The sequence below is a fragment of the Pseudomonas chlororaphis subsp. piscium genome, from assembly GCF_003850345.1.
GTDB classification, from domain to species: domain Bacteria; phylum Pseudomonadota; class Gammaproteobacteria; order Pseudomonadales; family Pseudomonadaceae; genus Aquipseudomonas; species Aquipseudomonas piscium.
Window position 1 is genome coordinate 5,475,591 of record NZ_CP027707.1, and the last position, 17,865, is coordinate 5,493,455.

Below are 17,865 nucleotides of genomic sequence, written 5' to 3' on the forward strand. Positions count from 1 at the left end.
CCGCGCCAGCAGCTTGCGCGCAAACTCAGTGAGCATTGCCGGCAACCACATTGGCTGCCAATTGGTAACCGCTGCCGCGCACGGTGCGGATCAGCCGCGGCGGCTTCTCGGTGTCGCGCAGGCGTTGGCGCAGGCGGCTGACCGCCATGTCGACGATGCGGTCCAGGGGCATCAGTTCGCGCCCGCGGGTGGCATTGCCGATGGTGTCGCGGTCGAGGATTTCCTGAGGGTGATCGAGGAACAGCTTGAGCAGGGCAAAATCGGCGCCGGAGAGGATCACTTCCTCGCCGTCGTTGTGGAACAGCCGGTGGCTGACCATGTCCAGGCGCCACTCGTCGAAGCACAGCACCTCGCCGCCGACCCGCTCCTGACCGAACTGCGCGCGGCGCAACAGGGCCTTGATCCGCGCCTGCAATTCCCGGGGGCTGAAGGGCTTGCCCAAATAGTCGTCGGCACCCAGCTCCAGGCCGATGACCCGGTCGGCTTCGTCGGAGCTGGCGGTGAGCATGATGATCGGCACCTGGCCGACCCGCGGGTGCTGGCGGATCCAGCGGCACAGACTGAAGCCGTCTTCGTCCGGCAGCATCACGTCGAGAATCACCAGGTCGCTCGGCGCCTCGTTCAGCGCCTGGCGAAAGCCGGCGCCGTTGGGCGTGCTGCGGACCTGGAAGCCGGCGCGACTGAGATAGGTCTCCAGCAGCTCGCGGATTTCCTGATCGTCATCAACCAACAAGATCGACTTACTGACTGAACTCACGCGGGCCGTCCTTTGTTGTTATGAATGGGGCCGAATTATGCCTTACCGATCAACAAAACGTAGCTGTAGCCGCTGCCGAGCTTGCGAGGCTGCGATCGACCGCGAAGCGGGCGTAAACCAGGCGACCAGTTCTTCCTGGCAAGTCGTGTGCTCAGGTTTCGCGAGGACTTCGTCCTCGATCGCAGCCTCGCAAGCTCGGCAGCGGCTACAGAGACGGCGTATTCGATCAGGCAAACGCCTGTTCCAACGCCACCCCGGCACCGGTCAGGCCCGAGTACGGCGCCGTCACCAGCCACACCGGAATGCCCTTGAAGTAATCGCTCATGCAGCCCTTGTCGGCAAAACAACGGGCGAAACCGCTCTCGACGAAAAAGTCGGCGAACCGCGGGATCACCCCGCCGACGATGTACACGCCACCGCGCCCACCCGTGGTCAGCACGTTGTTGCCCGCCACCCGGCCCAGCCAGCAGCAGAACTGCTCGAGCACTTCCAGGGCGATGGGGTCGCCGGCCAGGCCCGCGGCGGTGATGGCTTCCGGGGTATCGAGCACCGGCTCATGCCCGTCCACCGCGCAGATTGCCCGGTACACCCGGGGCAAACCGCCGCCGCTGAGCGCGGTCTCGGCGCTGACGTGGCCGATCTCGCTGTAGATGTGCTGCCACAACTGGGTTTCCCGCGGGCTGCTCAACGGCAGGTCGACATGCCCGCCCTCGCCCGGCAAGGCGGCCCAGCGGCCTTCGCCCAGGTCCAGCAGCGTGCCCACGCCCAGGCCGGTGCCCGGCCCGATCACCACCGCCGGGCGCAACGGCTCGGCAGTGCCTTCGCAGACCACCCGGAACTCGCCAGGCTGCAGGCGGGTCATGCCCAGGGCCATGGCCGAGAAGTCATTGACCAGCAGCAGCTCATCCACCTGCAAGGTCTGGCAGAAAGCCTTGCGACTCAGGCGCCAGTGGTTGTTGGTAAAACGAAATTCGTCGCCGCCGACCGGGCCGGCCACCGACAGGCACACCGCGCCGATCGAGCCCGGCGCCAGGCCGAGGCCGCTCAGGTAAATGCCGATGGCTTCTTCCGGGCTGGCGTGGTCCGCCGTCGCCAGCACCTGGATCGACTCCAGGCGCTGGTCTTTCCACAACGCAAAACGCGCATTGGTTCCACCAATGTCACCGACCAGCGCTAACTTCACTTAAGGTTCTCCAGGGCAGAGGTAAAGGCGCTGGCGCCCTGCTCCGCCGAGCTGAAGGCCATGCGCATGAAACCGAACAATTCGCGACCGCTGCCAACGTTGTTACCCAACAGGCCCTTGGCCGGTTCGCGGGCAGCGAATTCATCGGCGTCTACCTTAAGCTCCAGCGTGCCCTTTACGCCATCCACGCGAATGATGTCGCCATCGCGTACCCGCGCCAGCGCTCCGCCGACCTGGGCTTCCGGGCTGACGTGGATCGCCGCCGGGATCTTGCCCGAGGCCCCGGACATGCGCCCGTCAGTGACCAGCGCGACCTTGAAGCCACGGTCCTGCAGCACACCGAGGAACGGCGTCATCTTGTGCAGTTCCGGCATGCCGTTGGAGCGCGGGCCCTGGAAGCGCATCACCGCCACGAAGTCCTTTTCCAGCTCGCCGGCCTTGAACGCATCGGCCAGGTCCTGCTGGTCCTGGAACACCACCGCCGGTGCTTCGACGATCTGGTGCTGCAGCGCCACGGCGGAGACTTTCATCACCCCGCGACCGAGGTTGCCTTCCATCACCCGCAGGCCGCCTTCCGGCGAGAACGCGCGGGCCACCGGACGCAGGATGTTTTCGTCGAGGCTTTCGATCGGGCCGTCACGCCACACCAGCTTGCCGTTGTCCAGGAAGGGTTCCTGGGTGTAGCGGCTCAGGCCACGGCCAGCCACGGTGTTGACGTCTTCGTGGAGCAGGCCGGCTTCCAGCAGTTCGCGGATCAGGAACGCCATGCCGCCTGCCGCCTGGAAGTGGTTGATGTCAGCCTTGCCGTTCGGATAGACGTGGGACAGGGTCGGCACCACCTCGGACAGGTCGGCCATGTCCTGCCAGGTCAGCTGGATGCCCGCGGCCTGGGCAATCGCCGGCATGTGCAGGGTGTGGTTGGTCGAACCGCCGGTGGCGTGCAGGGCGACGATGGAGTTGACCAGCGAACGCTCGTCGACGATCTCGCCGATCGGTGTGAAGTTGCCGCTCTGCTTGGTCAGGCGGGTGACCTGCTGCGCCGCTTCATGGGTCAGGGCGTCGCGCAGTGGTGTGTAAGGGTTGACGAAGGACGCGCCCGGCAAGTGCAGGCCCATGACTTCCATCAGCAGCTGGTTGGTGTTGGCGGTGCCGTAGAAGGTGCAGGTACCCGGGCTGTGGTAGGACTTCATCTCCGATTCCAGCAGCTCTTCGCGGGTCGCCTTGCCTTCGGCGTAACGCTGGCGCACGTCGGCCTTTTCCTTGTTGGAAATGCCCGACGGCATCGGCCCGCCCGGAACGAAGATGGTCGGCAGGTGACCGAAGCGCAACGCGCCCATCATCAGGCCCGGGACGATCTTGTCGCAGATGCCGAGCATCAGCGCGGCGTCGAACATGTTGTGGGACAAGGCCACTGCGGTGGACAGCGCGATTACCTCGCGGCTCGGCAGGCTCAGCTCCATGCCGGCCTCGCCCTGGGTCACGCCATCGCACATGGCGGGGGTGCCGCCGGCGAACTGGCCGACCGACCCCATCTCGCGCAGGGCCTTCTTGATCTGTTCGGGAAAGTGCTCGTACGGCTGATGCGCCGAGAGCATGTCGTTATATGACGAAACAATTGCCACGTTGGCGGCATTCATCATGCGCAGGCTGTGTTTGTCTTCGGAACCGCAGCCGGCAACGCCGTGGGCGAAGTTCGCACACTGCAGCTTGCCCCGTTGCGGGCCATCGCTGGCGGCGCCGCGGATCAGGGCGAGGTAAGCCTCGCGAGTGGCGCGACTGCGGGCGACAAGCCGTTCGGTGACCTCAAGAACGCGGGGATGCATGTGTAGAACTCCAGGCTAACGGATGTGGCGACCTGTTTGTCTATGCTGGTCAAAACGCCCGCGGCACAGGGGATGGCAGAGGGTTTCTTGACCATTTGGACCAGTTGATTCAGGTCACTCGTTGTAGATAAAACAAAATATTGCCACCAAAAAGGCTTGTTTTCTATTTTTTTGCGAATAATCTTGTAATTCCAACAACAAAACTACGGCAGGCGCTTTTCTAATGACTCTACGAATCGCAATCAATGGTTTTGGCCGTATCGGCCGCAACGTCCTGCGCGCACTTTATACCCAAGGCTATCGTCAGGATCTGCAGATCGTCGCCATCAACGATCTGGGTGATAGCTCGATCAATGCCCACCTGCTCAAATACGACACCGTCCACGGCACCTTCGATGCCGATGTGCAGCACGATCAGGAAAGCCTGACCGTCAACGGTGACCGGATCTCGGTCAGCGCCATCCGCAATCCGGCCGAACTGCCCTGGGCCGCCGAGAAGATAGACGTCGTATTCGAATGCACCGGTCTGTTCACCGACCGTACCAAGGCCGCCGCCCATCTCAGCGCCGGCGCCCGCAAAGTGATTATTTCCGCCCCGGCCAAAGGCGCCGACGCCACCGTGGTGTATGGCGTGAACCACGACATTCTGCGCCAGTCGCACCAGATCATTTCCAACGCTTCGTGCACCACCAACTGCCTGGCGCCGGTGGCCCAGGTGCTGAACCGCGAGCTGGGCATCGAAAGCGGGCTGATGACCACCATCCACGCCTACACCAACGACCAGAACCTGACCGACGTTTACCACAGCGATCCGTACCGCGCCCGTTCGGCCACCCAGAACATGATCCCGAGCAAGACCGGCGCGGCCGAAGCCGTGGGCCTGGTGCTGCCGGAACTGGCGGGCAAGCTGACCGGCATGGCAGTGCGGGTTCCAGTGATCAACGTATCGCTGGTGGATCTGACCGTGCAGCTCAAGCGCAACACCACCGCCGAGGAGGTCAACGCCCTGCTCAAGAGCGCCAGCCAGCACTCGAAGATCCTGGGCTACAACAGCCTCCCGCTGGTCTCCAGCGACTTCAACCACAACCCGCTGTCGTCGATCTTCGACGCCAATCACACCAAGGTCAGCGGCGGCAAGCTGCTCAAGGTACTGGCCTGGTACGACAACGAATGGGGCTTCTCCAACCGCATGCTGGATAACTGCCTGGCCCTGTGCAGCGCCGAGTAAGCCCACGGCCTGCGACGCGGGAGCTGCCGCAGGCTGCGATCTTTTGATCTTCACATTCGAGGTTCAAGCGCGCAAAGATCGCAGCCTCGGCAGCTCCTGCTGCCCCCTCCCTCCCGGAGTCGCCACCGATGATCGGTATCAGTTTCACCCAGGCCAGCATGGCGGCGCGCAAGCGTATCGCCCTGGTGGCCCACGACCACTGCAAGAGCTTCCTCCTGGACTGGGCCGAGCGGCAGAAAGACAGGCTCGCCGAGCACGATCTGCTGGCCACCGGCACCACCGGCCAGCTGCTGCACAAACGCCTCGGCCTGCCGATGGAAAGCATGATCAGCGGCCCCCTGGGCGGCGACCAGCAACTCGGCGCACGGATCGCCGAGCAGCGGGTGGACATGCTGGTGTTCTTCTGGGATCCCTTCGAACCCCAGCCCCACGACCCGGACATCAAGGCCCTGCTACGGGTCGCGGCGGTCTGGAACATTCCCGTGGCCTGCAACGAATGCAGCGCCGACTACCTGCTCAGCAGCCCGCTGATGGAGCAAGCGCACAGCTACCGGATTCCGGACTACCCGGCCTACCTCTCAGGGCGTCGATGATTCACTCAGGGCTTGACCTTCGACGTAGATGATAAGCATTATCATCCGCTGAAAAATCAGCCAGGTCCTGTTGTGAGCCAATCTCGCTTCAATCACGTCTTTCTCACCCAGCGCGTTTCGCTGCTGCGCACGCTGGAGCGGATGGTCAACAACCACAGCACCGCCGAGGACCTGCTGCAGGAAACCTACCTGCGCGTGACCCGGGCCCTGAGCGAACGGGCCATCGACCACCTCGAACCCTTCGTCTTCCAGACCGCCCGCAACCTGGCGCTCGACCACCTGCGCGCGCGACGCATCCAGGCCCGCACCCTGCTCGAAGACGTGCCGGTGGACGTGGTCGAAAGCGTGGCCGCGCCCCTGAGCAGCGCCGAGGATGCCGCCCATGCCGAACAGTTGCTGGAACGCCTGAACATGAGCCTTGCCCAACTCAGCCCGCGCCAACAGCAGATCTTTATCCTCAGCCGCCTGCACGGCCACAGCTACCTGGAGATCGCCGAGAAGCTCGAGGTCTCCCAGAGCACCGTACAAAAGGAACTGAAGCTGATCATGGCCATCTGCATCGGCGTCGCCGAGCGCTTGAACGGTCATTGAGGCCCAGCCGGGCGGGCGCCAGCCGCAGCCCTTTGCTACCCTTGACCGCCCTGCGCTCTCCATCTAAAAAACAGCCGTGCACAGACACAGCCGAGGAACACCCGTGACGGACATCCACCGCACCCAGCCGACCGCCCAGGACGGGGAAACATCCACCACCTGCACCGCAGGTCAGGCCATGGACCAGGCCCTGGACTGGCTGATCCTGCTGGAGAACCCGAGCCCCGAGCAGACCCGGCAATTCCACGACTGGCTGAATGCCTCGCCCCTGCACAGCGCAGCCTTCGACAAGGCCCAGGCGATCTGGAACGGTCCGCAAATAGTCCGCTGCGCGCAAAGCCTGGACAGGCAAAAGCCCAAGGTCAGGGTGCTGTCGCGCCTGCGTCCGCACTGGCGGCCCCTGGCGGTCGCGGCGGCGCTGATCCTCGGCCTGTTCAGCTTCAGCAACCTGCCACTGCGCCTGCAGGCCGATCACCTGACGGTGGTCGGCGAGCGCCAGCGCCTGCAGTTGGAGGACGGCTCGAAAGTCCTGCTCAACACCAATTCGGCCTTCTCCAGCACCATCGACGAGCGCCAGCGCGTGGCCCGCCTGTACCAGGGCGAAGCCTTCTTCGAGATCCCCGCCAGCCGCGGCCAGCCGCTGGAACTCGACGCCGGCCCGGTACGCGCCAGCGTGCGCGACACCGCCTTCGCCGTGCGTTACCTGGACGGCGTGGCCCAGGTGCGGGTGCAGCGTGGCGATGTCGACCTGCGCGCCACCCACGACGATGCCCGGGTGCGCCTGTCGGCCGGCGAAAGCATCCGCATCGGCCCCAAGGGTTTCGACCGCCCGGCCAAGCTCGACCTCGACAAGGACCTGGCCTGGGTCCAGGGCCGGTTGGTGTTCGAGAACTGTCCGCTGAACCAGGTGTTGGCCGAGTTGCGTCGCTATTACCCGGGCTGGATCGTCAACAACAACGAGCGCCTGGCCGATGTCGCGGTCACCGGTAACTACCGCCTCGACCAGCCGCTGGACGTGGTGCGCTCCCTGGCTCACATCACCTCGGCGCGCCTTCAAGAATTCCCCGCCCTGGTGATTCTCAACTAGCACGGATTTATTTTTACGCGATCGCTATCGGTCGTTCGTCTCGTTATAGCCAATGCAATTGATTCGCATTAAAGATGCCGAATCAGCACCTATAAAGATTCGTGCGACACGGAGCGCTATCGATGTCCTCTCGCCTCAACAGCCGGTCCTCTTCACCCTCCCGCCAGGCCCGCCTGCAGCACTGCACGCTGTCCCTGCTGACCGCCGCCATCCTGCTGGCCGGGGCCCAGGCCGCGCCGGTCATGGCCGCCACCGCAGCCACCCAACCGGCGCGCAACATGGGCGACTACAGCTTCGCCATCGACCAGCAACCGCTGGTGTCGGCACTGAACGCCTTCACCGCCGTCACCGGCTGGCAGGTCGGCCTGCCGGCGGAACTGGGCGAAGGCATCGCTTCTCCGGGCGTGCGCGGTTCGCTGCCACCGGAAAAAGCCTTGGACCGCCTGCTGATGGGCACCAACCTGAGCTACCGCAAACTGGGCGCCAACAACATCGTCCTGGAAAAGCGCGCCAACGGCAGCGCCCTGACCCTGCAACAAGTGACCATCAGCGCCACGCGCCAGGAGCAGGACGTCGACAGCGTGCCCAGCACCGTCACCGTGCATGACCGCCAGGACCTGGACCGCAACAACGTCAACACCATCAAGCAACTGGTGCGCTACGAGCCGGGCGTTTCGGTCGGCGGCGCCGGCCAGCGTGGCGGCATCAGCGGCTACAACATCCGTGGCATCGACGGCGACCGCATCCTGACCCAGGTCGACGGCGTGGAGATTCCCAACGGTTTCTTCAACGGCCCCTATGCCAAGACCCAGCGCAACTACGTCGACCCGGAAATCGTCAAGCGCGTGGAGATCCTGCGTGGTCCGGCGTCGGTGCTGTACGGCAGCAACGCCATCGGCGGCGCGGTCAGTTACTTCACCCTCGACCCGGACGACATCATCAAGCCCGGTAAAGACGTCGGCGCCCGCCTGAAGACCGGCTACAGCTCGGCCGACGACAGCTGGCTGAAATCCGCCACTGTGGCTGGACGCAGTGGTCAGTTCGATGGCTTGCTGCACTTCAGCCAGCGCGACGGCCACGAAACCGATTCCTACGGCAGCAACAACGGCACCGGCCTGGCGCGCACCGCCGCCAACCCGGAAGACGTGCGCACCACCAACGTGCTGGCCAAGGCCGGCTGGAACTACGCCGACGACGCACGCCTGGGCCTGACCTACGAGAAGTACAAGGACGACCGCGACACCAACCAGAAGAGCGCCGTGGGCGGCCCGTTCAACGCCGGCCAGCCGCTGGGCATGTACCGCTCGCGCACCGGTAACGACACCATCACCCGTGAACGCTTCGGCCTGGACAACCGCTTCGCCCTCGACAGCCTGCTGGCCGACCACGTCAAGTGGAGCCTGAACTACCAGATCGCCAAGACCGACCAGAGCACCCTGGAAAACTACTTCCCGTTCACCCGCAACGTCATGCGCAGCCGCGAAACCCTCTACCAGGAGAAGCAATGGGTCTTCGACGCCCAGGCGGACAAGGCCTTCGCCATCGGTGAAACCGAGCACCTGCTGACCTACGGCACCACTATCAAGCAGGAAAAGGTCACCGGCTCGCGCAGCGGCAGCGGCACCTGCCTGGCGGTCGGCCGCGGTTGCACGGCGGTCGGCGCCATCAGCCCGTCCGACGTGCTGAAGAAGTCCAGCGACTTCCCGGACCCGACCATCAACACCTACAGCCTGTTCGCCCAGGACCAGATCAGCTGGAACAAGTGGACCTTCCTGCCGGGCCTGCGCTACGACTACACCCAGCTCAAGCCGCACATCACCCAGGAGTTCCTCAACACCGTGGCCGCCGATGGCCAGGGTGAGGTGAGCGACGAGAACAAGACCTGGCACCGGGTCTCGCCCAAGTTCGGCCTGACCTACGCCCTGACCGACCAGTACACCTGGTACGGCCAGTACGCCGAGGGTTTCCGCACCCCGACCGCCAAGGCGCTGTACGGCCGCTTCGAGAACACCACCACCGGTTACCGCGTGGCGCCGAACTCGAACCTCAAGCCGGAGAAAAGCCAGAGCTATGAAACCGGCCTGCGCGGCAAATTCGAGTCCGGCAACTTCGACGTGGCGGTGTTCTATAACAAGTACCGCGACTTCATCAACGAAGACGCGGTGACCCCGGGCTACGACGAGCTGACGTTCCAGAGCAACAACATCAAGCACGCCACCATCAAGGGCGTGGAAGTCAAAGGCCGGCTCAACCTCGACGCCCTGGGCGCGCCGCAGGGCCTGTACACCCAGGGCTCGGTGGCCTATGCCTACGGCCGCAACAATGACACCGGCGAACCCCTGAACGCGGTCAACCCGCTGACCGGCGTGTTCGGCCTGGGCTACGACCAGGATAACTACGGCGCCCTGCTCAGCTGGACCCTGGTCAAGAAAAAGGACCGCGTCGACAGCAGCAGCTTCAAGACCCCGGATGGCACCAGCAGCCAGTTCAAGACCCCGGGCTACGGCGTGCTCGACCTGACTGGTTTCTACAAGGTCAGCGACGACGTCACCCTCAGCGCCGGCGTCTACAACCTGGCCGACAAGAAGTACTGGCTGTGGGATGACGTGCGCGGCTACGACAGCGTCGGCGAAGCCGCCGTGCTCAGCCCGGCCAACCTCGACCGCCTGACCCAGCCGGGTCGCAACTTCGCGGTCAACCTGATCTGGGACATCTGACCCGGCCTACCTCACTGCGCTTTTCGATGGGGCGCAGTGAGGATTTTTTACTGTGCCGCGTCTACTTGTTCGTCTAGTTAGCAAGTGCTTCTCATTTCAAGCTCTCATTTTCACTTCCCAAGGACATTGTCATGACCACCCAGGATTCCCCACAGCGCCCGAGCCTGCGCTCCCAGCGCCTGAACCAGATCACCCACGAACCCCATGCCAAGCTCGACGCCCTGGTCAAGGCCCACGCGCCGTTTGAAAGCGCCAGCAGCTTTGCCCGTTTTGTCGTCGCCCAGTACCTGTTCCAGTCCGAACTGGTCGCCCTCTACAACGACCCGGCGCTGATCGCCATCGTCCCGGACCTGGCAGAACGTTGCCGCGCCGAAGCGGCCAAGGCCGACCTGGCGGACCTGGAAACCGAAGTCCCGGCCCCGGTGGCAGGCGCGGTGCAGAACCCGAGCAAGGCCGAAGCCCTGGGCTGGCTGTTCGTCTCCGAAGGCTCCAAGCTGGGCGCGGCGTTCCTGATCAAGCGCGCGGTGGGCCTGGGCCTAAGCGAAACCTTCGGTGCCCGGCACCTGGGCGAACCCGCAGGCGGTCGCGCCGAAGGCTGGAAATCCTTCACCCGCACCCTCGACGGCCTGGAGTTCAGCGCCGAAGAAGAAGCCGCGGCGGAAAAAGGCGCGCTGGATGCCTTCAACCGCTTTACTGTGCTGCTGGAAAAGGCCTACGACACGGCGCCTGAACTGGCCTGATTTTTTCGCCGGCGCGCTCGTTCCTGTATTGAAGGCGTAGACTCACGCCCGTTGCAGGAACGAACCTGCTGGCGTCAGCCGTTTTCCCACCCCTTGTGGATTGAGCCCCATGCTCGTCACCTCATCATCGAACCCATGACCGGCACAACCCGATCCCCGTCCAAAGCCTCCCGCCTGTTCTTCGGTTGCCTGGCTTACGTCAGCCTGGCCATCGGCCTGATCGCCATCGTCATACCCGGCCTGCCGACCACCGAATTCGTGCTCCTCGCCGCCTGGGCCGCGACCAAAAGCTCGCCACGCCTGAGCGCCTGGATGGAAAACCACCGCCTGTTCGGCCCCATCCTGAGCAACTGGCGCAACGGCCGGATCGTCAGTCGCCGGGCCAAGATCAGCGCCACCCTCAGCATGCTGCTGTGCGCCGGCCTGATGCTGAGCCTGCTCACTCATCACTGGACCTTGTACCTGGCGCTGGCCGGCATGGGCCTGGGCAACCTGTGGATCTGGTCGCGCCCTGAGGCTCTGGCCCAGGCCTCCTGACTCCTCTGCAAGAGCAGCCGGTCGACGCTCGGTTGCTCGCGACATGCCCTCCAGCGAAACCTCCCTTCTCCCCGTTTATGTCAAACACATGACCGCTCGTCGGCTTTTTCTCAGGCAAATGCCGCTCAAGCCGATGTTCCGGGCATGGCGCTGAATGGACTTGGCGACCGGAGTCATCCGACTCACCGCTCACCACCAGTCCATTCGCGAGATCGCCCCATGTTCGACTCTCTGTCCATTCGCCTGAAAATCGTGCTGTTGTCCGGACTCTGCCTGCTCGGCGTGGTGGGCCTGATCGTCGGGATGAACATCTACCAGACCAACCAGAACGATCAGCTGGTCAGCAGCTCCAGTTCGCGAATGCTCACCGACAGCGTGCAGAACCTGCTGCAGGCCCGGGCCGCCGAGCAGGCGGTGCGGGTGCAGAAAACCTTTGGCGAAAGCCTGCTGGTGATCACCGCCCTGGCCGACCAGATCAACGACCTGCGGACCATGGCCGGCAAGCGTTCGCTGGACGCCGCGACGCTGCGTGAAGAGCTCAACCACAGCCTGAAAACCGCCTTCGAACGCAACACCAAGGTGCTGGGCATCTGGCTCGCCTATGAGCCCAACGCCCTCGACGGCAAGGACAGCGAGTTCGCCAACGACGCCGGCCATGCCTCCAACGAAGCCGGGCGCTTCGCCAGTTACTGGAGCCGTGCCGGCGGCACCGGGCTGAACACGGTGATGGTCGAAGAGGACATGAACAAGACCACCCTGAGCGTCAGCGGCATCCCCTACAACAGCTGGTACACCTGCCCGCGCGACAGCAAGCGCACCTGCCTGCTGGACCCCTACGCCGACACCGTAGGCGGCAAGCTGATGCTGATGACCACCATTTCCCTGCCGCTGATCGTCGATGGCAAAGTCATAGGCGTGGTCGGCGTGGACATCGCCCTGGATGCCCTGCAGGCCGCGGCCGCCGAGTCCCAGCGCGGGCTGTTCGACGGTGCAGGGCACATGCTGATCGTCGCTGGCAGCGGCATCCTCGCCGCCTACAGCAACGACGCGGCCAAGGTCGGCAAAGGCATCGCCGACACCCTGGGCGCCGAAGGCAAGGATGTCCTGCAACTGCTGGTCGGCAATACCCCGAAAATCCTCAAGCAGGGCGACCTGATCCGCGCCGTGTATCCGGTCAGCCCGATCGCCGACGCCCGCCCCTGGGGCGTGGTGATCGACCTGCCGGAGCAGGTGCTGCTGGCCGACACCGTGAAACTCCAGAGCGTGCTCGACGACGCCCAGACCCAGGGCACCCTGGTGTCCCTGCTGGTGGCGGCGATCGCTGGCCTGGTCGGCCTGCTGCTGATCTGGCTGACCGCCTCCGGCGTGACCCGGCCGATCAATAGCGTCGCGCAGATGCTCAAGGAAATCGCCAGCGGCGACGGCGACCTGACCCAGCGCCTGAAGTACAGCAAACAAGACGAACTGGGCGAGCTGGTGGGCTGGTTCAACCGCTTCCTCGACAAGCTGCAACCGACCATTGCGCAGATCAAGCAGAGCATCACCGACGCCCGCGGCACCGCCGACCAGTCCTCGGAAATCGCCCGCCAGACCAGCGAAGGCATGCAGGTGCAGTTCCGTGAAATCGACCAGGTGGCCACCGCCTCCAACGAAATGAGCGCCACCGCCCACGACGTCGCCAACAGTGCCTCGAACGCCGCCAACGCCGCCCGTGGCGCCGACCAGTCGGCCAAGGACGGCATGACCATCATCGAGCGCAGTACCCGCGACATCAGCACCCTGGCCGAGGAAGTCAGCAAGGCGGTGGTCGAGGTCGAGGCCCTGGCGGTCAACAGCGAACAGATCGGCTCGGTGCTGGAAGTGATCCGCAGCATTGCCGAACAGACCAACCTGCTGGCCCTCAACGCCGCCATCGAAGCGGCGCGCGCCGGGGAAAGCGGCCGCGGCTTCGCGGTGGTCGCCGACGAGGTGCGCAACCTGGCCAAGCGCACCCAGGATTCGGTGGAAGAGATTCGCCTGGTGATCGAGCGCATCCAGAGCGGCACCCGGGGCGTGGTGGCGACCATGCATTCGAGCCAGGCCCAGGCCCAGAGCAACGCCGGGCAGATCCAGCAAGCGGTGCAGGCCCTGGGCAAGATCAGCGACGCGGTCACGGTGATCAGCGACATGAACCTGCAGATCGCCAGCGCCGCCGAACAGCAGAGCGCGGTGGCCGAAGAGGTCAACCGCAACGTCTCGGCGATCCGCAGCGTGACCGAATCCCTCACCGAACAGGCCACCGAATCGGCTCAGGTCAGCAGCCAGCTCAATGCCCTGACCACCCAGCAGATGAAGCTGATGGATCAGTTCCGCGTTTGACCTTGCCCCTGTAGGAGCGAAGCTTGCTCGCGATGAACCAGAGAGCGCCGCATTCAACCTGTGAGTGCGCGTCATGGTTGACGAGCATCGCGAGCAAGCTTCGCTCCTACAGATAGTCAGGGCTGCGGCGCTTCACTTTTTTGATCTATGCTGGCCCCTCTCTTGCGGAGGGCCTGCAATGACCGATGTGCTGTCGTCTGTTCAAGCCGCGCTTGGCTTGCCTCTTACCCCGATTGCCTTGACCTCGAGCGGCGCCCTGCCCTCGGCCTTCGCCGTGACCGAACTGGCCAGCGCCAGCATCGCGGCGGCTGGCCAGGCGGTGGCCGGGCTGCTGTTCAGCCATACCGGGCGCCAGCCCACCCTGAGCGTCGACCGACGCCTGGCCTCCTTCTGGTTCGCCACCTCCCTGCGTCCGCTCGGCTGGAGCGTGCCGCCGCTGTGGGACCCGGTCGCCGGCGACTACGCCACCCGGGACGGCTGGATTCGCCTGCACACCAACGCGCCCCATCATCGCCAGGCGGCCGAACAGGTGCTCGGCCGGGTCACGGACCGGCCGGCCATGGCCGCCAAGGTTGCGCAGTGGAACAAGAGCGACCTGGAGCAGGCGGTGGTCGAGGCAGGCGGCTGCGCTGCGGAAATGCGCAGCTGGAGCGAGTGGCAAGCCCACCCCCAGGGGCAGGCCGTGAATGCCGAGCCCCTGGTGCACTACGTGAAGCAAGGTGCAGACGCCACGCAGCCCTGGCGCGGATCGCTGTCACGCCCCCTGGCCGGGATCAAGGTGCTGGACCTGACCCGGGTGCTGGCCGGCCCCATCGCCAGCCGCTTTCTGGCCGGGCTGGGCGCCGACGTGCTACGCATCGACCCGCCGGAGTGGAACGAGCCCGGCGTGGTCCCGGAAGTCACCCTGGGCAAACGCTGTGCCCGCCTGAACCTGCACGACGCCGCCGATCGCCAGGTCTTCGAAAGCCTGCTAAGCGAAGCCGACCTGCTGCTGCACGGCTATCGCGCCGATGCCCTGGAACGCCTCGGCTACGGTGCGGCCGAGCGCCAGCGCCTCGCCCCGGGGCTGATCGACGTGTGCCTGAATGCCTATGGCTGGAGCGGCCCCTGGCAGAACCGCCGTGGCTTCGACAGCCTGGTGCAGATGAGCAGCGGCATTGCCGAGGCCGGCCAGCGCTGGCAGCAGGCCGATAAACCCATGCCGCTGCCGGTGCAGGCCCTGGACCACGCCACCGGCTACCTGATGGCCGCCGCCGCGATCCGCACCCTGAACGAACGACTGAAAACCGGGGCCGTCGGCAGCGCGCGGCTGTCGCTGGCACGGACCGCCAAGCTGTTGATCGAGCACTCCCATGGCAACGCCGAGCCCGCCTTGCGCGCCGAAGACCAGGACGATCAGGGACTGCTGGTGGAGCAGACTTCCTGGGGCCCGGCCCATCGCCTGCAAGTGCCCTTGCAGATCAGCGGCACGCCCCTGCAATGGGCTTACCCCGCCAGCGACCTGGGCGCCCATCGGGCGAAATGGTGAGCCTGTAACGCGTAATCCTGTAGCCGCTGCCGAGCAACGCGAGGCTGCGAACGAGGTGGGCGGCATTCCGACGCAGTCCTCGCCAACCCTGCAAACGCGGTTTGGCTGATGGACTTTACGACTGCTTCGCAGCCGATCGCAGCCTCGCAGGCTCGGCAGCGGCTACAGGTACGGGGGATTACAAAGTAGTCCACAGATGCTGCGCCGCGTAGCCGCGCCAGGGCCGCCAGGCCTCGGCGCGGGCCAGCAGTTGGCTGGCGCTGACCGGCCCGCCTTCGAGCGCCGCCAGGGCATTGAGCAGGCCCACGTCGGCCGCGGGGAAGGCATCCGCTTCGCGGAACTGGCGCAGGGCCACGTAGTGCGCGGTCCAGTCGCCGACACCCCATAGCGCCCGCAAGGCGGACAGGCTGTGTTCGAGGCTGGCCTTGGGGGCAAACAGCTGCGGATCGTCGAGCAGCGCCTGAGCCACGCCGGACAGGGTTCGCCCCCGGCTGCGCGGCATACCCAGGCTGGCCAGATCGGCGCCGGCCATTCGCCCCGGCTCAGGAAACACATGGCTCAACCCCGCCGGCGCCCCCATACAGATCAATGGCTGGCCATACTGCGCCACCAGCTTGCCCGCCAGACGGATGGCCGCCGCCACCGTGATCTGTTGCCCCAGCACCGCGCGCACCGCCAGTTCGAAACCGTCCCAGGCGCCGGGTACCCGCAGCCCCGGCCGCGAGGCGATCAAGCGGGCCATCAGCGGGTCGGCGGACAGTTGCCGGTGGATTGGCGCCAGGTCGGTGTCCAGGTCCAGCAGCCGGCGGATGCGCGCAACGATCTGCGCCTGGGCTTGCGGGTCGGGAAAGTGCAGGGTCAGGGCCAGCGCAGCGCTGTCACCCGGGCTTACGCTGAACCAGCCGTGCACGCCATCGAGGCTAATGCTGCGCGAGTAGCAGTCGCCGCTGACAGTCTCCAGCCCGTCGATGGCCCGCGCCCGGAGAAAGCCCAGCATCGCCGGCCAGTCATAGGGCGGCTGGTAAGCGAGCCTCACAGCGACAGCACACCGCTGTACAAGCCATAGGCGGCCAGGGTGGCGCCGGCGACCACGCAGGCGAAAATGCCCTTCTCGATGCCGGTGAACAACGGCTCGCCCTGCTCGCGCTTGGCCTTGGCGAACAGGATCACTCCGGGGGCATACAGCAGGGCCGACAGCAGCAGGTACTTGACCCCACCGGCGTACAACAGCCAGACCGCATAACACAGAGCCACGCCACCGATGCACAGGTCTCTCATGCGCTCGGCCGAGGCCTGCTCGTAGGTTTCGCCGCGGCCGCTGAGCAACACCGCGTAGGCCGCCGACCACAGGTAAGGCACCAGGATCATCGACGAGGCGAGGTAGATCAGGCTGGTGTAGGTCCCGGCGGAGAACAGGGTGATCAGCAGAAACACCTGGATCATGCTGTTGGTCAGCCACAGGGCGTTGACCGGCACATGGTTGGCGTTTTCCTTTTTCAGGAAGGCCGGCATGGTCCGGTCGCGGGCCGTGGCGAACAGGATCTCGGCACACAGCAGTGCCCAGGACAGCAAGGCGCCGAGCAGGGAAACCGCCAGGCCGACGCTGATCAGCAATGCGCCCCAGGGACCGACGATGTGCTCCAGCACCGCCGCCAGGGACGGGTTCTGCAAGGTCGCCAGTTCCGGCTGGCTCATGATCCCCAGGGACAGCACGTTGACCAGCACCAACAGGGCCAGCACGCCGATAAAGCCGATCACCGTGGCCCGGCCGACATCCGCGCGCTTCTCGGCCCGGGCCGAATAGACGCTGGCGCCTTCGATACCGATGAACACGAAGACCGTGACCAGCATCATGTTGCGCACCTGGTCCATCACCCCGCCGAAGTTCGGGTTGCCGCGGCCCCAGATGTCGCGGGTGAAAATGTCCGCCTTGAACGCCACCGCGGCAATCACGATGAACATCACCAGCGGCACGATCTTGGCCACGGTGGTCAGCAGGTTGATGAAGGTTGCTTCCTTGATCCCGCGCAGTACCAGGAAATGCACCGCCCACAGCAAGACCGAGGCGCAGGCGATGGCCACCGGGGTGTTGCCCTGGCCAAACACCGGGAAGAAATAACCCAGGGTACTGAACAGCAGCACGAAGTAGCCGACATTGCCCAGCCAGGCACTGATCCAGTAGCCCCAGGCGGACGAGAAGCCCATGTAGTCACCGAAGCCGGCCTTGGCGTAGGCATACACCCCCGAATCGAGCTCGGGCTTGCGGTTGGCCAGGGTCTGGAACACGAAGGCCAGGGTCAGCATGCCCACGGCGGTAATCGCCCAACCGATGAGGATCGCCCCCGCGTCGGCCCGGGCCGCCATGTTCTGCGGCAAGGAAAAGATCCCGCCGCCAATCATCGAACCCACCACCAGGGCAATCAGGGCGCCGAGTCGCAGTTTTTGTGTGGTTTGTGGCATGCCTACCTCTGCATCCGGTCCAATTGTCCGACAACCAAACTATATGCAAATAAATTACTTCCACACGCTGGCGACAGACTAAAAGAGTCAATTATTGATCTTTTATGGATCCAATGACATGACACCGATCAGAACTTACTGAATCTTGGTGAGTTTTATTTTTTGTAAAGACTGAATGCCATCAACCGGCCAGCCTCCTTATAACTTTTTTACTAGTTGCACATTCTTAAAAGCAGACTAGTTTCAACTTTGCGTTAACAAGA

At 64.8% G+C, this 17,865-nt stretch carries 14 protein-coding genes; 9 read left to right on the forward strand and 5 right to left on the reverse strand.

Features of this window, described 5'->3' with window-relative positions; genetic code table 11:
• Nucleotides 1–25: 25 nt before the first annotated feature.
• From C4K38_RS24655 to edd, 3 genes are all read right to left on the reverse strand, one after another.
• The gene (locus C4K38_RS24655) at nucleotides 26–757 is read right to left on the reverse strand and encodes a response regulator (RefSeq protein ID WP_053280575.1); all 732 of its coding nucleotides are present in this window, start codon (nucleotides 755–757) and stop codon (nucleotides 26–28) included.
• Nucleotides 758–983: 226 nt separating this feature from the next.
• Complete coding sequence (locus C4K38_RS24660; protein ID WP_025805851.1) at nucleotides 984–1,940, reverse strand: glucokinase; 957 nt, start codon at nucleotides 1,938–1,940, stop codon at nucleotides 984–986.
• Nucleotides 1,937–3,763: a phosphogluconate dehydratase gene (gene edd, locus C4K38_RS24665; RefSeq protein WP_009045235.1), complete on the reverse strand. Its 1,827-nt coding sequence runs from the start codon at nucleotides 3,761–3,763 to the stop codon at nucleotides 1,937–1,939. Before edd ends, C4K38_RS24660 begins: the two co-directional genes overlap by 4 nt.
• Before the next feature lie 223 nt (nucleotides 3,764–3,986).
• Between edd and gap the strand changes: the two genes are divergently transcribed.
• The 9 genes from gap to C4K38_RS24710 all read left to right on the forward strand — a co-directional run bounded on the left by gap (nucleotide 3,987) and on the right by C4K38_RS24710 (nucleotide 15,142).
• On the forward strand, nucleotides 3,987–4,991 hold the full coding sequence (gene gap / locus C4K38_RS24670; RefSeq protein WP_053280576.1) for a type I glyceraldehyde-3-phosphate dehydrogenase: 1,005 nt from the start codon (nucleotides 3,987–3,989) through the stop codon (nucleotides 4,989–4,991).
• Nucleotides 4,992–5,119: 128 nt separating this feature from the next.
• Nucleotides 5,120–5,584, forward strand: a complete 465-nt coding sequence (locus tag C4K38_RS24675; protein ID WP_053280577.1) for a methylglyoxal synthase — start codon at nucleotides 5,120–5,122, stop codon at nucleotides 5,582–5,584.
• Nucleotides 5,585–5,656: 72 nt separating this feature from the next.
• Nucleotides 5,657–6,175 (forward strand): RNA polymerase sigma factor, encoded by a 519-nt coding sequence (locus C4K38_RS24680; RefSeq protein ID WP_007926306.1) that lies wholly within the window; start codon nucleotides 5,657–5,659, stop codon nucleotides 6,173–6,175.
• Nucleotides 6,176–6,278: 103 nt separating this feature from the next.
• Nucleotides 6,279–7,262, forward strand: a complete 984-nt coding sequence (locus tag C4K38_RS24685) for a FecR family protein (RefSeq protein WP_053280578.1) — start codon at nucleotides 6,279–6,281, stop codon at nucleotides 7,260–7,262.
• A 122-nt stretch (nucleotides 7,263–7,384) separates the two neighbouring features.
• Complete coding sequence (locus C4K38_RS24690) at nucleotides 7,385–9,979, forward strand: TonB-dependent receptor (protein ID WP_053280579.1); 2,595 nt, start codon at nucleotides 7,385–7,387, stop codon at nucleotides 9,977–9,979.
• Nucleotides 9,980–10,110: 131 nt separating this feature from the next.
• Nucleotides 10,111–10,719: a biliverdin-producing heme oxygenase gene (locus C4K38_RS24695; RefSeq protein WP_053280580.1), complete on the forward strand. Its 609-nt coding sequence runs from the start codon at nucleotides 10,111–10,113 to the stop codon at nucleotides 10,717–10,719.
• A 135-nt stretch (nucleotides 10,720–10,854) separates the two neighbouring features.
• Nucleotides 10,855–11,256 (forward strand): YbaN family protein, encoded by a 402-nt coding sequence (locus C4K38_RS24700; protein WP_053280925.1) that lies wholly within the window; start codon nucleotides 10,855–10,857, stop codon nucleotides 11,254–11,256.
• A 219-nt stretch (nucleotides 11,257–11,475) separates the two neighbouring features.
• Nucleotides 11,476–13,614 (forward strand): methyl-accepting chemotaxis protein, encoded by a 2,139-nt coding sequence (locus C4K38_RS24705; RefSeq protein WP_053280581.1) that lies wholly within the window; start codon nucleotides 11,476–11,478, stop codon nucleotides 13,612–13,614.
• 178 nt (nucleotides 13,615–13,792) lie between these two features.
• Nucleotides 13,793–15,142, forward strand: a complete 1,350-nt coding sequence (locus C4K38_RS24710) for a CoA transferase (protein WP_053280582.1) — start codon at nucleotides 13,793–13,795, stop codon at nucleotides 15,140–15,142.
• Nucleotides 15,143–15,320: 178 nt separating this feature from the next.
• On the opposite strand, the gene C4K38_RS24715 is transcribed toward C4K38_RS24710, so the two are convergent.
• Nucleotides 15,321–16,178 (reverse strand): DNA-3-methyladenine glycosylase family protein, encoded by an 858-nt coding sequence (locus C4K38_RS24715; RefSeq protein WP_053280583.1) that lies wholly within the window; start codon nucleotides 16,176–16,178, stop codon nucleotides 15,321–15,323.
• Complete coding sequence (arcD, locus tag C4K38_RS24720) at nucleotides 16,175–17,602, reverse strand: arginine-ornithine antiporter (protein WP_053280584.1); 1,428 nt, start codon at nucleotides 17,600–17,602, stop codon at nucleotides 16,175–16,177. The genes C4K38_RS24715 and arcD overlap by 4 nt, the downstream gene beginning before the upstream one ends.
• Nucleotides 17,603–17,865: the final 263 nt, after the last annotated feature.

Bases quoted from the DNA above. Each gene is read 5' to 3' on its own strand.
- C4K38_RS24710 (WP_053280582.1), top strand. From the start codon at position 13,793: ATGACCGATGTGCTGTCGTCTGTTCAAGCCGCGCTTGGCTTGCCTCTT.
- C4K38_RS24700 (WP_053280925.1), top strand. From the start codon at position 10,855: ATGACCGGCACAACCCGATCCCCGTCCAAAGCCTCCCGCCTGTTCTTC.
- C4K38_RS24695 (WP_053280580.1), top strand. From the start codon at position 10,111: ATGACCACCCAGGATTCCCCACAGCGCCCGAGCCTGCGCTCCCAGCGC.
- C4K38_RS24705 (WP_053280581.1), top strand. From the start codon at position 11,476: ATGTTCGACTCTCTGTCCATTCGCCTGAAAATCGTGCTGTTGTCCGGA.
- C4K38_RS24690 (WP_053280579.1), top strand. From the start codon at position 7,385: ATGTCCTCTCGCCTCAACAGCCGGTCCTCTTCACCCTCCCGCCAGGCC.
- gap (WP_053280576.1), top strand. From the start codon at position 3,987: ATGACTCTACGAATCGCAATCAATGGTTTTGGCCGTATCGGCCGCAAC.
- arcD (WP_053280584.1), bottom strand. From the start codon at position 17,602: ATGCCACAAACCACACAAAAACTGCGACTCGGCGCCCTGATTGCCCTG.
- edd (WP_009045235.1), bottom strand. From the start codon at position 3,763: ATGCATCCCCGCGTTCTTGAGGTCACCGAACGGCTTGTCGCCCGCAGT.
- C4K38_RS24675 (WP_053280577.1), top strand. From the start codon at position 5,120: ATGATCGGTATCAGTTTCACCCAGGCCAGCATGGCGGCGCGCAAGCGT.